The sequence below is a fragment of the Bradyrhizobium cytisi genome (assembly GCF_008123515.1).
In the GTDB taxonomy this organism is placed as follows: Bacteria; Pseudomonadota; Alphaproteobacteria; order Rhizobiales; family Xanthobacteraceae; genus Bradyrhizobium; species Bradyrhizobium cytisi.
This window is the reverse complement of sequence record NZ_VSSR01000092.1, coordinates 1-14,780: the sequence shown is the minus strand read 5'-3', so window position 1 is coordinate 14,780 and position 14,780 is coordinate 1. Positions and strand designations below refer to the sequence as shown.

12 protein-coding genes are annotated in these 14,780 nt (G+C 64.6%); 5 read left to right on the top strand and 7 right to left on the bottom strand.

Annotated features, from left to right (window positions below; all coding sequences use genetic code 11):
- Positions 1–84: 84 nt before the first annotated feature.
- Together FXB38_RS39400 and FXB38_RS39395 are read left to right on the top strand one after the other, a co-directional pair.
- Positions 85–792, top strand: a complete 708-nt coding sequence (locus FXB38_RS39400) for a CoA transferase subunit A (protein ID WP_148756292.1) — start codon at positions 85–87, stop codon at positions 790–792.
- A 10-nt stretch (positions 793–802) separates the two neighbouring features.
- On the top strand, positions 803–1,453 hold the full coding sequence (locus tag FXB38_RS39395) for a CoA transferase subunit B (protein WP_100176475.1): 651 nt from the start codon (positions 803–805) through the stop codon (positions 1,451–1,453).
- 255 nt (positions 1,454–1,708) lie between these two features.
- Here the strand turns inward: FXB38_RS39395 and FXB38_RS39390 are convergent, their stop codons facing one another.
- Complete coding sequence (locus FXB38_RS39390; protein ID WP_148756291.1) at positions 1,709–2,725, bottom strand: AraC family transcriptional regulator; 1,017 nt, start codon at positions 2,723–2,725, stop codon at positions 1,709–1,711.
- 202 nt (positions 2,726–2,927) lie between these two features.
- On the opposite strand from FXB38_RS39390, the gene FXB38_RS39385 reads away from it, so the two are divergent.
- Complete coding sequence (locus tag FXB38_RS39385) at positions 2,928–3,548, top strand: response regulator transcription factor (RefSeq protein ID WP_148756290.1); 621 nt, start codon at positions 2,928–2,930, stop codon at positions 3,546–3,548.
- A gap of 189 nt (positions 3,549–3,737) precedes the next feature.
- A complete protein-coding gene (locus FXB38_RS39380; protein WP_148756289.1) occupies positions 3,738–5,402 on the top strand; it encodes a mucoidy inhibitor MuiA family protein in 1,665 nt (554 codons plus the stop codon).
- 148 nt (positions 5,403–5,550) lie between these two features.
- On the opposite strand, the gene FXB38_RS39375 is transcribed toward FXB38_RS39380, so the two are convergent.
- The 5 genes from FXB38_RS39375 to FXB38_RS39355 all read right to left on the bottom strand — a co-directional run bounded on the left by FXB38_RS39375 (position 5,551) and on the right by FXB38_RS39355 (position 11,459).
- The gene (locus tag FXB38_RS39375) at positions 5,551–6,906 is read right to left on the bottom strand and encodes an esterase-like activity of phytase family protein (RefSeq protein ID WP_148756288.1); all 1,356 of its coding nucleotides are present in this window, start codon (positions 6,904–6,906) and stop codon (positions 5,551–5,553) included.
- Positions 6,907–6,990: 84 nt separating this feature from the next.
- Positions 6,991–7,890: a carbohydrate ABC transporter permease gene (locus FXB38_RS39370; protein ID WP_148756287.1), complete on the bottom strand. Its 900-nt coding sequence runs from the start codon at positions 7,888–7,890 to the stop codon at positions 6,991–6,993.
- Positions 7,883–8,839: a carbohydrate ABC transporter permease gene (locus tag FXB38_RS39365; protein ID WP_148756286.1), complete on the bottom strand. Its 957-nt coding sequence runs from the start codon at positions 8,837–8,839 to the stop codon at positions 7,883–7,885. The genes FXB38_RS39370 and FXB38_RS39365 overlap by 8 nt, the downstream gene beginning before the upstream one ends.
- Positions 8,840–8,977: 138 nt before the next feature.
- Positions 8,978–10,327 (bottom strand): ABC transporter substrate-binding protein, encoded by a 1,350-nt coding sequence (locus tag FXB38_RS39360; RefSeq protein ID WP_148756285.1) that lies wholly within the window; start codon positions 10,325–10,327, stop codon positions 8,978–8,980.
- 88 nt (positions 10,328–10,415) lie between these two features.
- Entirely contained in the window at positions 10,416–11,459 is a 1,044-nt protein-coding gene (locus FXB38_RS39355; protein WP_187435467.1) for a C-terminal binding protein, read from the bottom strand.
- 262 nt (positions 11,460–11,721) lie between these two features.
- On the opposite strand from FXB38_RS39355, the gene FXB38_RS39350 reads away from it, so the two are divergent.
- Entirely contained in the window at positions 11,722–13,407 is a 1,686-nt protein-coding gene (locus tag FXB38_RS39350; RefSeq protein ID WP_148756283.1) for a methyl-accepting chemotaxis protein, read from the top strand.
- Between the two features lie 225 nt (positions 13,408–13,632).
- Here the strand turns inward: FXB38_RS39350 and FXB38_RS39345 are convergent, their stop codons facing one another.
- Positions 13,633–14,604 carry a Bug family tripartite tricarboxylate transporter substrate binding protein gene (locus FXB38_RS39345; RefSeq protein WP_148756282.1) on the bottom strand — a complete coding sequence of 324 codons (972 nt, stop codon included), beginning with the start codon at positions 14,602–14,604 and terminating at the stop codon, positions 13,633–13,635.
- Positions 14,605–14,780 lie beyond the last annotated feature (176 nt).

Below are 14,780 nucleotides of genomic sequence, written 5' to 3'. Positions count from 1 at the left end.
ACGGCTTCGGACGATTTCGCCTAATAATCGCCGCCAATAATGGCGCGACGCCTGCAGGCCGCAGCTTCAGTCGAGGGTTTTTGCATGAACAAGGTCTATCCCGACGCCAAGTCGGCGCTTGAGGGCGTTCTCAAGGACAATATGATGATCATGTCGGGTGGCTTCGGCCTCTGCGGCATCGCCGAGGTGCTGTCGGATGCGATTCGCGACTCCGGCGTCAAGGGTTTGACAGTTGTCTCGAACAATGCCGGCGTCGACGGCATCGGGCTCAGTCGCCTGCTGGAAACCCGCCAGATCAAGAAGATGATCTCGTCCTATGTCGGCGAGAACAAGCTGTTCGCCCAGCAATTCCTCGCCGGCGAGCTGGAGCTCGAATTCAATCCGCAGGGCACGCTGGCCGAGCGCATCCGCGCCGGCGGCGCCGGCATCCCGGCCTTCTACACCAAGACCGGCGTCGGCACGCTGATCGCCGAAGGCAAGGAAGTGAAGGAGTTCGACGGCGAGAAGTATCTGATGGAGCGCGGCCTGTTCGCCGACCTCGCCATCGTGCACGCCTGGAAGGGTGATACCGCCGGCAACCTGATTTACCGCAAGACTGCGCGCAACTTTAATCCGATGATGGCGACTGCTGCCAAGATCACGGTGGCCGAGGTCGAGCATCTGGTTCCCGCCGGTGAACTCAACCCCGACCACATCCACACGCCCGGCATCTTCGTGAAGCGCATCGTCGAGGTCGGCACGGCCCAGAAGCGCATCGAATTCCGCAACACCCGCCCGCGCACCGCCGCCTAAGGAGAGTCACATGGCCTGGACCCGTGAACAGATGGCCGCGCGCGCCGCGAAGGAATTGCGCGACGGCTACTACGTCAATCTCGGCATCGGTATCCCGACGCTGGTCTCGAACTACATCCCCGACGGCGTCGACGTCAGCCTCCAGAGCGAGAACGGCATGCTCGGCATGGGCCCGTTCCCCTACGAGGGCGAGGAGGACGCCGACCTCATCAACGCCGGCAAGCAGACCGTGAGCGAGCTGCCCTCGACCTCGTATTTCTCGAGCGCGGATTCCTTCGGCATGATCCGCGGCGGCCACATGGATCTGTCGATCCTCGGCGCCATGCAGGTGGCCCAGAACGGCGATCTCGCCAACTGGATGATCCCCGGCAAGATGGTCAAGGGCATGGGCGGCGCGATGGACCTCGTCGCCGGCGTCAAGCGCGTCGTCGTGGTGATGGAGCATTCCGCCAAGGACGGCTCCAAGCTCTTGAAGAAGTGCAATCTGCCGCTGACCGGCGAGCGCGTGGTCGACATGGTCGTCACCGATCTCGCCGTCTTCACCATCGACAAGCACGGCGACGGCGGCATGGCGCTGATCGAGCTCGCCGACGGCGTCACGCTCGACGAGGTCAAGGCCAAGACCGAAGCCGAGTTTCGTGTCGCGCTGAAGAACACCTGAGACAGCGGAAAAGAATGATCGCGGAATGGCCGGGCTTCGTCCCGGCCCTTTTTCGTTTGGACGTACGGTGCACACTGCCTCGACACCGTCATGGCGAGGAGCTCTTGCGACGAAGCAATCCAGGCTGTCTCCGCGGAAAGACTCTGGTTGCTTCGCTGCGCCGCTGCGCTCGCAATGAAGCAGTATGAGGCGTGGCCGCGGCTCCTCCAATTCCACCGGCCGCGCGCGCTGAGCCTTAAGCGGCTGATGCCGACGCTACCTCGGCCGGCTTCGCCTCAGGCCGAACGCCCGGCGCCAGTCGGTGATAGTGCAGCCGAAGCGACCGCGGAACCAGCGCGCCATGGCGCTCTGCGCCGAGAAGCCGAGCTGTGCGGCGATATCCGCCAGCGGCCGGTCGGGGTCATCGATCAGCTGGATCACGAGATCGGCGCGTTGCGCGTCCAGAATGGCCGAGAAGCTGGTGCCCGCCTCGGCCAGGTGCCGATGGATGGTGCGGCGGGTGCAGGCGAGATGCTCGGCCACGCGTTCAACGGTGCAGTCGCCGCTCGCGAGCAGGATGCGCACGACCTCGTCGACCTTCCCCTCCCAGCTTGCCGGCCGGTTTTCGATCGCCTCGATCCGCTTGCGCAGATAGTTCGCGATCAGGGGATGCGCGCTCGGGATCCGGCGCTCCATGTCGTGCGCCGACAGCAGGATCGAATCCTCCTCCGCGTTGAAGATCACGCGGCAGCCGTAGAACTCGCGGTAGCGCTTGCGGTCGTGCGGCGGCGGGTAGTGCAGGTGAACTTCCTGCGGCCGCCAGTCACTGCCGAACAGCGACTGGATGATGCGATGGACGCTGCCGAGCGCCATGTCGATCGACTGGCGCGGGGCGGTCGGCTGCCGGCCGCGCAGATGCAATGTGACGGTCACAGTCTGCTTGGCTCTGACGATCTCGAGCTTCATGCCGTCGTGATGAACATGGATGAAGCGCGAGAATGCCTCGATGGCCTCGCCGACGGTCGCCTGTTCGCGCACGATCAGGCCGACCGCGCCGAAATTGGTCAGTCCTCCGCGCTCGGCCAGCCGCAAGCCGAAATCTTCGGCGCCGGATTCCTCTGCCGACAATTCGAGCAGGCGACGCAGACTTGCGACGGCGATGGGGGTATCGGGCTGATCGAGGACGGCCAACGGCAGCCTGGCCTTGCGCATCATTTTCCCGGGGTCGAGCCCGACCGACCGGGCGACCTCCGGATAACAGCTCAAGCCTGCGCTGCGAATGAGGTCGGTCATGCGACCTGTTCCTGTCAGCCATTCCCCGCAGATGTCCCGAAATGTAAAGTTTCTGTCCCGAGCCGTCAAATCCGGGAACAAGGTGGAACATACATAAGAGAAAGCGAAGCACCGGCGCCAATGCCGTGCTCATGACGGCGGGGCGCGATGGGGCCTCCGGCCGTCACGTGCCATTTGACCAAGACATTGCTGGATCGGGATTATGCCGGGAAACATGGTTTCCAAGGGTGAGGTATTCGTCATTGAAACCGACGCTGCCTCCCGCGAACAATTGTCCAACGCGCTCCAGCAGAGCGCCTATAACGTGATCTGCTTCGCCGACGGCGCATCGCTGCTGTCGGAAGCCAAGGCGCGGATGCCGGCCTGCGTATTGCTGGAGATGCCGCCGGATCGCTCCGCCCTCGACGTGCTCAAGCGCCTGCGCGAAGAAAATTGCATGGCGCCGGTCTTGGTGACCTCGGCGAACGGCAGCATCGCCATGGCGGTCGACGCCATCAAGAGCGGCGCGGCCGACTTCATCGAGAAACCGTTCCGCACCCACGACGTCGTCGGTCGGATCGATGCTGCGATCGACGAGTCTGCCCAGCCCGATTCGAGCCGGCAGCGCTGGCTGCCCGGCTGCGAACCCCTGACCGCGCGCGAAGGCGATGTGCTCGCGCATCTCGCTGCCGGCCGGACCAACAAGGAGGTCGCCCGGCGGATGCATCTGAGCGCACGCACGGTCGAGGGCTATCGCGCCAGCATCTTGAAGAAGGCCGGCGCCCGCAACGTGACGGATTTGCTCCGCCGCATTTTTGGCCAGGGTACGCCCGGCCAAGCCTGACCTCGGCCTTTTACGACTCGGTTGTGCCGCGGCGCGGTGACGCGTTCCGCGGCCATGGTGCCGCCGCAACGGCGCCCAACGGAAACCCTAATCGAACCGGTTCCTTCCCTGCCGCGTCTCACCACGATGGCGTGGCACGTTTTTGCGCGTCCGGCTGGCGGCGCGGCGATATCGGCAGGGAGAAATTTGATGCGTACGATCGCAAGATGTCTGGCGACGACGAGCCTGGTCCTGGTGACCGCAGCGCTCGCCTCGCCCTCATGGGCCGCCGATGTGGACGCCACATCGGCGATCGACAACGTCACCGTCTATCCTGATGGCGCCACCGTCACCCGCGTGATCGCGATCGACCTCGCCACCGGCGACAGCACGCTGGTCGCCAAGGATTTTCCGCTCTCGCTCGACCCATCCTCTTTGCGTGTCGAGGGTGAGGCCGGCGCAAAACTCACCATCGGCACCATCGATGCGCGGCCGCCGCGAGCGGCGCCGCCGGTGAATCTTACCGAGCTCGACAAGCGCGTCGAGGCGCTCAAGGACGAGCGCGCCGACCTGCAAGGCGCGATCGATGCGGCGGCCGTCCGGCGCAAGTTCGCGCAGCGCTTTGCCGAAGCCTCTCCCGCCGGCCTCGGCGAGAAGGGCGAGGCGCGCCCGATCACGGAATGGCGCGCGGCCTTCACTGCCGTGGCTGAGGAGGTCGCGGCCGCTGAAACGGCGATCCGCGATGCCGCACGAAAACGCCAGATCGCGCAACTCGAAGCCGACCGATCCGCCAAGCCGCCAAGCAAGCTGGAGGTGCGGATCGACGTCGCCTCGGCAGCGGCGACAAAGGCGACGCTGCGAGTGACTTACGCCGTGCGCAATGCGCGCTGGCTGCCGCTCTATGACGCCCGGCTCGACACTGGCGCCAAGGACCGCAAGCCGCAACTCGAGCTGGTTCGCCGCGCCGAGGTGACGCAATCGACCGGCGAGGACTGGTCGAACGTCACGCTCGGCGTTTCCACCGTCCGTATCGCCCGCGGCGGCAGCGCGCCGGAGCTGGGCACGCTGGTGGCGCAATATCCGCAGGTGCCGAAGCCGCGCGCACTGGGAGGGGCCGCTGACATGCCGGCGCCTGCGGCGGCGCCGATGCTGCGAAAGATGGAGGCGGCACGAAGCAGGGAGGAATTTGATCTGCCGGCCCAACGTGCCGACGAGCAGCAAGCCGTTGCGGAGATCGGCGACTTCCAGGCCACCTTCAAAATCCCTGGCCGCGTCAGCCTCGGCGCCGCCGAAGGCGCCAAGAGCCTGCGCATCGCCTCGATGAACGTGCCCGCTGATCTCGCGGTGCGCGCTGCGCCGGTGCTGGATCCCACTGCCTTCCTCGAGGCCAGCTTCAAGCAGACCGACGATACGACGTTGCTGCCGGGCAAGGTCGCGATCTACCGCGATGGCGTCTTCGTCGGCCGCGGCAAGCTCTCGGGCTCGGTCAAGGACGACATCGTACGGCTCGGCTTCGGCGCCGACGACAAGGTCAAGGTCGAGCGCGCGGTGCTCAAGCGCAACGAGGGCTCGGCCGGCTTGATCGTGACGACCTCGAAGACCGATGAGCGCACCTTCAAGACCACCATCCGCAACGGCCACGACTTCCCGATTCACGTCACGATCGAGGATCAGCTGCCGGTTAGCGAGAATGACGAGATCGCCGTCGAGATGCTGCCCGCGACCACGCCGCCCACGGCAAAAGATATCCGTGACAAGCGCGGCGTGCTGGAATGGTCGTTCGATGCCAAGCCCGGCGAGGCCCGGGACATCAACTTCGCCTGGCGCGTCCGCTGGCCGAAGGACAAGAGCATGGTGATCGTGCCGTCGGGCTAGATATCACCCGCTTCGCTCGTTCTCTCCCGTCATGCCCCGCGAAGGCGGGGCATCCAGTACTCCGCGGCATTTCCGTATCACACGGATGCCGCGGCATACTGGATCGCCCGGTCAAGCCGGGCGATGACCGTGTTGAGAGAGCTCCAGCTTACTTCGCCTTCAGGAAATCCGCGACGTCGAGCAACACGAACTCGTCGTCGTCGGCCTTGTTGGGATCGCGGCTGGACGAGAACGGCAGATTGTTGTCGTTGCCGACGATGATGTGGGTGTCGTCGACGCGATCGACGTTCTCGATGGTGAAGAACGGGAAGGTGTAGACGCCGTCGTTGAGGGCTTTGCGCGCCTTCTTATCGGGATCCTGGATCTTCAAGAGGTCGATATAGCCGATCTTGCGCACGGGCTTGCCGACATTGGCCTCCGTCAGCTCAATCTTGTAGACGCGCTTGAACTTGGCGACGTCAGGGAAGCAGTTCTCGCCGCGGGTGCCCGCCGGGCAGGCCTTGTCGGGCGTGCCTTCGCCGTTGTCGCGCTCGATGACGAGGCCGGCGCTCGGGTCGATCATGTTGAAGTCGCCGATAGCATTGCCATTCTGCTCGAACACATACTGCCAGTAGCGGCCGGTGAACTTTTCGGCGGCGACGTCGAATTCGAGGATGCGGGACGCTTCCTTGCCGTCGACCCGCTCCCAATCCTTCTTGTCGGCATCCCACAGCGGACCTTCGAGCAGGCCGTAGAGGAATTTGCCGTCCTTGGAGGACGCGAAGCCCTCAAAGCCCTTGGAGCGGCGGAGATTGACATTGGTGTAGGTCGCACCCGGCGCACCCGGGCTCGCCACTGCCCAATGATCAGGCGAGCGCACCGGCTTGCCGTCGGCAATGGTCTCGAACACGGCGAGGATCTTGCCTGATTTGTCGGCCTTCAGCACGTAGGGGCCGAACTCGTCGCCGATCCAGAAGGTGTCGCCGATGATCTGGAAGCCTTCGGTGTCGAAGTCGGCGCCGGTGAGATAGCGCTTCTCGGTGTCCTCGTGGACGATGCGGAACGGCACGCGTCTGTCGGGATCGTGCAGGAAGACTGTCGCTTCGCGCTCGATCTTGCCGCCCGCCCAATCCATCTTGTAGTGGTTCAAGTACAGCATCGAATCCGGCGAGTTGGCACGCGCGCCCACGCCGTTGTCGGTGATGACCCAGAAGGTGCCGTCGGGCATCGTCTTGATGCCGGAATGGCCCTGCAGCGGCTGGCCCTTGAACGGCAGCGAGACGCCGGTCGAACGCTCAAACGACTTACCCATCACGGTGCCGAGCGCGTCGACGCGCTTGCCGGTGGTGTATTTGCCCGAGGTCTTGAGATCGGCCGGCGCATCGGCCGGGGCATCGATGAAGGTCGCGGCCGGCATCACCACGTGGCCGGCGAGCTTGGCCGGGAATTCACCCTCACTCTGTGCGAGCGCGGTGCTCACGGTGAGAATGACCGTTGCGACGGTGCTGAGAAAAGTCGCGCGCATGTGCGTCTCCTGTTAACGGGAGGCCGTCTTATGCGGATCGCGTATTGCAGTTTTGTGAAACCGGGCCAAACGCCGCAGGCACAGCTATTCCTTGACCGCGCCGGTGAGCGAAGACACGTAGTAATCCACAAACAGCGAGTAGAAGATCGCGACCGGCAGCGAGCCGAGCAGCGAGCCCGCCATCAGCGCGCCCCACTGGTAGACGTCGCCGGTGACAAGCTCGGTCAGGATCGCGACCGGCACGGTCTTGTTGGCGCCGCTCTGGATGAAGGCGAGCGCGTAGATGAACTCGTTCCAGGACAGCGTGAAGGAGAAGATGCCGGCCGAGATCAGGCCGGGCACCGCGAGCGGCAGCGTGATCCGCCGCAGGATCTGCAGCCGCGTCGCGCCGTCGACCAGCGCGCATTCCTCGAGCTCGTAGGGGATCGACTTGAAATAACCGATCAGCAGCCAGGTGCAGAACGGCACCAGGAAGGTCGGATAGACCAGGATCAGCGCCAGGGGCGAGTCGAACAGGCCGAACTGCACCACGACGGTGGCGAGCGGGATGAACAGGATCGACGGCGGCACCAGATAGGCGAGATAAATGCCGAGACCGACATACGGACTGCCGCGGAAGCGCAGGCGCTCGATGGCGTAGGCAGCCAGTGTGCTCGCGATCAACGATAGCGTGGTCGAGCCGATCGCGACCAGCATTGTGGTCCACAGCCAGCGCGGATAGGCGGTGTCGAACAAGAGGTGCTTGATGTGCGCCAGCGTCGGCGAGGTGATCCAGAACGGGTTGTGCTCTTTGTAGTTCATCAGCTCGGCGTTCGGCTTGAACGACGTGATCGCCATCCAGTAGAACGGAAACAGCAGGACCAGCACGAAGCAGCCGAGCGGCAGATAGATCATCATCAGCCGCCGCAGCCCGGAATCCCAGGCCATGGTGTCGGGCGCCGCTTTCGCGTCGGCGACCGCGGAGGCTTGTGCGGTGTCAGTCATTGGCCTCTCCCTGCTGCCATTTGCGGCGCGCCAGGCCGAAATAGGAAAACAGCGTCGCGAACACCAGGAACGGGATCATCGACACCGCGATGGCCGCACCTTCGCCGAGCTCGCCGCCGGCGATGCCGCGCTGGAACGCGAGCGTCGCCAGCAAATGCGTCGAGTTGCCGGGGCCGCCGCGGGTGATGGCGTAGACCAGCTGGAAGTCGGTGAAGGTGAAGATGATCGAGAAGGTCATGACGATGGCGAGGATCGGCATCATCATCGGGAAGGTGATGTAGCGGAAGCGCTGCCAGGCGCTGGCGCCGTCGAGCATGGCGGCCTCATAGAGCGAGGGCGAGATGGTCTGCAAGCCCGCCAGCAGCGAGATCGCGACGAAGGGAATACCGCGCCAGATGTTGGCGGCGATCAGCGAGAACCGTGCCGGCCAGGGCGAGCCGAGGAAGTCGATGTTGGTCGTGCGCCAATGCAGCACGTCGACCAGCAGATAGGAGATGATCGAGAACTGTGGATCGTAGATCCACCAGAACGCCAGCGCCGAGAGCACCGTCGGCACGATCCAGGGCAGCAGGATGATCGCGCGCAGCAGGCTCTTGAACGGAAAATGGTTGTTGAGCAATAGCGCAAGCCAGAAGCCGAGCGCGAACTTCCCGAAGGTCGCGATGCCCGTGTAGACCACGCTGTAGAACACCGCGTTCCACCACAGGGAATCGGTGAGCAGGTACTGGAAGTTCTCCAGGCCTATGAATTCGCCCTTGCGGCCGATCGTGGTGTCGGTGAAGGCGAGCCAGAGGCCGAGCCCAAGCGGATAGGTCAGGAATACTCCGAGCAGCCCGATCGCGGGCGCGAGGCACATCGTGACCAGGAACGGCTTGTAGTCGAACAGGCGCACCAGCCAGTTCGGTTGCCGAACCCGCAAGGTTGGAGAGGGAAACGTGGTCACGGACATCAGCTTGTTGTCCTGTCTACAGTGTCACCACACCGTCGTTGCGAGCGAAGCGAAGCAATCCAGTCTGGTTCTTCCTTGGCAGTCTGGATTGCTTCGTCGCAAGGGCTCCTCGCAATGACGTCGCTTTGTCGTGGGGCGTTACTTCGCGGCCTGCCGCCTGAAATACCGCTTGCAGCGCTGCTCGGCTTCTGCGGCGGCGGCCTCCGGTGTGGCCGCGCCGGTCGCAACCGACGCGAACATCTGGATCAGCACGTAGTCGGCGCTGACGGCGCCGGTCGCGGTCGAGATCGGGCCCTTGTAGCCGTCATAATAGGTGCTGTTCATGGTGTCCTTGAAGATCGCGACCTTGGGATCACCTTTCCACACGGCGGCCTCGGCATAGGCCGCGAGCGGCTGCGCCCAGTAGCCGGAGTTGGCGTTGAGCCACGGCTCGTATTGGTCCTTCTCCAGCATGAATTGCAGGAAGGCCTTTGCGGCGTTGGGATACTGGCTGTGCTTGAACACCATGGCGTTCAGCGTCAGGCCGGCCATTGGCGAGATCTTGGCCACGCCCTTCGGCAGCAGCTGATGCTCGCTGTCGTCGGCGATCGCCTTGGTGGCAGGATCGTTCTTCAGCGAGAAATACAGCGAGACGCCGTTGGCCGTCAGCGCGATCTCTTGCGCGGCATAGGCGCGGTTGTTGCTGACGTCGTTCCACGAGGTCGTGCCGGCGATGAAGGTCGGGTAGAGCTGCTTGACCCAGTTCAGGGCGGCGATCGTCTCCTTGCTGTTGATGGTGACGTTGCCCTCCTCATCGAGCAGGGCTGCATTGTGCGACCACAGCGCCCAGTTCGCAAAGCCGTTGCCGTCGCCCTTGGCATTGCCGAGCGCGAAGCCGGCGGGCTTGCCGGCCTTTTGCAGCTTCTGGCAGAGATCGAGGATGCCGGCATGGTCTTCCGGCACCTTGTCAAAGCCGACCGATCGCAGGATCGATTTGCGGTAGATCAGGGGCCCGCCGCTGGCGCCGAACGGAAGCCCGATCCAGGTGTCGCTCTTGTTCTTCTTGCCGTAGCGCTGCGCCAGCGGCAGCCAGCCACCGTAGCGCTTGCCGGCATAGTCGGCGACGTCGGTCAGCTCGATCAGCTTGTCGATATAGATGTGCGGCGCATCGGAGAAGCCGATGATGATGTCGGGGCCGGCGCCGGAATTGGCGGTGACCGCGGTCTGCTGGTTGATATCCTCCCAGCCGACGAAATCGACCTTGACCTCGACGCCGGTCTCCTTGGTGAACTTGGCCGCGTTGGCGCGGAACACGTCCTCGTCGGCCTGGACGAAGCGCACCGGCCGCAGCATGCGCAAGCTTGCGCCCTTCTCGATTGGCAGTTTCGGCGCGGGGACGTCGGCAGCCTTGATCGCGGATTGAGCGTGCGCTGCAACACCAGTGGCAGCGACCGTTGCAGCGGACAGGCCCAGCGCCAAGGCATCACGACGTGTGATGTCGTTCCTCATCAGTTCCTCCCTATGATGTCTCCCTTCCCGGCGTTGATCGCCGGTGAAGGGCCGTTGTGGTCTTTCGGCACGCTTTGCGCCGGCCGCCTTAGCTGTTCGGGCCGCGGTCCATGCTGACGGGTTGCCAGCGGCGGAGCGCGGTGTCTTGCAACACCGACGGGTTCACGCAGCTTACCGGCCACATGCCCTGAAGCACCAGTGACAATTCGTAGCCCACCCGGCGCTTGCGCGCCTCGTCGAACCGTGCCGAGGCCGAGGCGACATGGGCGGTCAGGGTCACGTTCTCCATGCTGAGGATGGGGTTGTTGTGCGACGGCGGTTCCTTCTCCAGCACGTCGAGGGCGGCATGCGCGATCCAGCCCTCCTGCAGCGCCTTGATCAGGCTCTCCTCGTCCACGGTGGCGCCGCGCCCGGTATTGATGAAGATCGAGCCCTTCTTCATCTGCCGAAAATGCTTCTCGGTCAGCATGTGATGCACTTCGGGCCGGGCAGGCGCATGCATCGAGACGAAGTCGGATTGCGACAGCACCTCGTTCAGCGTCGCCGGGATGACGCCATGATCCCACATCAGCGTTTCCTGGATGAAGGGATCATAGGCCATCATGCGCAGCCCGAACGGTGCGGCGCGCTTCGCAACGGCACGCGCGACGCGGCCGAACGAGACGAAGCCAAGCGTCTGGCCCATCAGCCGCGGGATTTTGAGCAGCGCCGGCCGGCCCTCGGCCCAGCGGCCGGTGCGCACCATCTTGTCCTGCTCGACCAGGCGGCGGAAGCCTGCGAGCAGCAGCATCATGGCGTGGTCGGCGACCTCCTCGATGAAGGTGTCGGGGATGTTGGTGACGGGAATGCCGCGCGCGGTCGCGGCCTTCACGTCGACGCTGTCGACGCCGACCGAGCCGAGCGTGATGACCTTGCAGCTCTCCAGCGCGTCGATGATGGTCTTGGTGATCGGAATGCCCTTGGCGTAGATCGCGTCGGCATTCCTGGCGGCGGCGATGAACTCCGCCTCGTTGGCCGGCGCCTCGACGATCTCGGCATCGATCGGATCGAGCGCCTCGCGCTCGTAAGAATAGTCGCTGCCCGCGACCGTGAAGCTCGCGCCCTTCGGCGTCACCACCCTGTATTTCGGCATTTCCTGCTCCCGATTTGGTTTGTCGGTTCTTGTTGTGGCCCGCACCCTTTCGGCGGGCTTTGCGTCTTTTACGCGAAATCGGCACGGTCGCGTACAATTCCCGGTTGTCGCCGTCGTGATTATTTGCCGGTTCTGCCGGCATCGTCGGGGCTTCTACGGAGGCACGTAAGTAACTTGCTAAGGGGTCTCACACTAAAAGTTGATTTAATTTCGATCGATTCACTCGCGCGCCCGCATCCCTTTTTTCCCCGGAGCCCACCCCGTGAAGTTGAGCAATCTGAAGATCGCGCCCAAGCTTGGCATCCTTGTCGGCGTCACCTTGTTCGGCCTCTGCGTCTCCGGAGTCCTGGCCGGTTATCTGATGAAGCGCGCCATGGTCGACGCGCGAATCGACCAGACCAGGTCGATCGCCGATCTTGGTCGTAACTACGCAGCCGCTCTGAAGAAGCGCGTCGATGCCGGCGAGCTGACGAAGGATGCGGCCATGGCCGAGCTTCGCCGCTACGGCAATGCGATGACTTACGACAACGGCTCGGGCTATCTGTTCGGCACGTCCTATGACGGCATCACCCAGCTCGCGCCCGACCCGAAGCAGATCGGCGCCAACCGCATGGACGTCGTGACCAATGGCCGCAGGCTGTCGGTCGAGCTGATGGACGGCGTCAAGGCGAACGGCTCGATCCTGCTGTACTATGAATACGTGAAGCCCGGCCAGGAAACGCCGATCCGCAAGATCGGTTACGCGGTGGCCGTTCCCGGCTTCGACATGTATCTCGGCACCGGCGCCTATCTCGACGACATCGACGCCAAGATGGTCCCCGTGTTCTGGTCGCTTGGTCTCGCCATGCTCGGCATCGTCATCGTCGCCGGCAGCGTTGCCTGGATGATCGGCCGCAGCATCAGCCGTCCGCTGGCCCTGCTCGGCACCCGCATGAAGGATCTCGCCGGCGGCAAGCTCGAGGGCGACATTCCCGGCGTCGGCCGCGGCGACGAGGTCGGCGCGATGGCCGCGACCGTCCAGATCTTCAAGGACAACGCGGTCCGCATCCGCGACCTCGAGCAGACCGACGCGGCGGCGAAGGAACGCGCCGCGACGGAACGCCGCAGCGCGATGGAAGATATCGCCAACGACTTCGAACGCAGCGTCAACGGCATCGTCCGCTCGGTCTCGTCGGCGGCTGCCGGCATGCAGTCGACCGCGCAGTCGATGACCGCGACCGCCAGCGACGCCTCGTCGCGGGCGGCAACGGTCGGTGCGGCCTCGCAGAGGGCGTCCGGCAATGTCGGCACGGTTGCTGCTGCCGCCGAAGAGCTGTCGAGCTCGGTTGCGGAAATCTCCCGTCAGGTGACGCGCTCGACCGAAGTGGCGAGCCGCGCCGTCAGCGACGCCGAGCGTACCAACGCCACGGTGCAGGGGCTCTCGACCGGCGCCGAGAAGATCGGCGAGGTGGTCAAGCTCATTCATTCGATCGCGGCGCAGACCAATCTGCTCGCGCTCAACGCCACCATCGAGGCGGCGCGTGCCGGTGAATCCGGCCGCGGCTTCGCCGTCGTCGCCTCCGAGGTCAAGGCGCTGGCCAACCAGACCGCCAAGGCCACCGAGGAAATCTCCGCCCAGGTCGCGGCGATGCAGACCTCGACCAGCGATGCGGTCGCAGCGATCGGCGGCATCACCCAGACCATCGCCGAGATGAGCGAGATCACCGCCGGCATTTCGTCCTCGATCGAGCAGCAGGGCGAAGCCACCCGCGAGATCGCCCGCAACATCCAGTCGGTCGCGGCCGGCTCGAGCGAGATCAACGCCAATATCGGCAGCGTCACCTCGGCCGCGGAAGCGACTGGCAGTGCGGCCAGAGACGTGCTCACCAACGCCCGCGAGCTCGACAGCCAATCCGGCGCGCTGCGCAGCGCGGTGGACGGCTTCCTCGCCAAGGTCCGCGCGGCATAACGCTTTGCGCTGAATTCGTAGGGTGGGCAAAGACGCGCAAGCGCCGTGCCCACCTTTTCTTTTTGAGTGCGTGGTGATCGCCGGTGGGCACGTGCCCCGGACGCAGTGCAGCACTTCTTCAGCGGTGCGCTGCAGGGCCGGGGCCCATAATGGCGGCAGTCTGGGTCCCGGCTCTGCGCAGCAGCGTTTCACGCTGCAGCGCGTCCGGGACACGAGAACCATCCCCTACTGCTTCTCGATTCCCGCATCCCGGATCAGCCGCTCCCACAGCACCAGCTGCTCATTCACGAACGTGCCGAGCTGCTCCGGCGTGCCGGAGAAGGCGTCCATGCCGAGCGTGGCGAGCTGGGCCTTGATCTCAGGCTTCTCGACGATCTTGCGGATTTCGGCGTTGAGCCGGGTCACGATCTCCTTCGGCATGCCGGCTGGGCCGAAATAGCCCTGCCATGACGAGATGTCGAAGTCCGGCACGCCGGCCTCCTGCATCGAGGGAAGAGTGGGGATCAGCGGCGTGCGGTCCTTGGTGGTGACGGCGAGCGCCCGCAATGCGTTGCCCTGGACATGCGGCAGTCCGGTCAGGATGTCCACGAACATCATCGAGACGCGGCCGCCCATGACATCGTTGAGCGCCGGCGGCGAGCTCTTGTAGGGCACATGCAGGAGGTCGAGCCCCGCATTGTGGGCGAAGGTCGCGCCCGACACGATCGCCGAGGACGAGCCTGAGGCGTAGCTCAGCTTGCCCGGATTGGCCTTGCCGTAAGCGACAAGCTCGGCGACTGTCCTGGCCGGCACGTCCGGGTGGATCACCAGCATGAAGGGCAGGTCGCCGGTGCGCGCGATCGGGGTGAAATCCTTCACAGGATCGTAGGTCAGGCTTTTGAGCAGATAGGGATTGGCCGAATGCGTGGTGTTGGTCGTCACCAGCAGCGTGTAGCCGTCGGGTGCGGAGCGCGCGACATAGGTCGCCGCGATCATGCCGTTGGCGCCCGCCTTGTTCTCGATGACGATGCCGACGCCGAGCGCCTGCGACAGATGTTGCGAGATCAGCCGCGTCGTGGTGTCTGTGCCGCTGCCCGCCGCAAACGGCAGCACCAGCGTGATGTTGCGGCTCGGCCAATTGTCGGCCTGCGCGGCGGATGCGGCGGCGAGACACAGCACGGCGGCGGTGCGCAGGACGCGCATGAGCGATAACGGCATGTTCGGACGTTCCCTCTTTTTTCGTTGGCGGGGAACCTAGCGTCTCCTCGTTGAAATCGGAAGGCAGGAGTTTGTCTCGTGCCCCGGGCGCAGTGCAGCGCGCCGCACTTCGCGGCGTGATGCGCTGCTGAACCGGGGCCCATGCGGCAGACTGGGTCCCGGCTCTGCGATGCAGC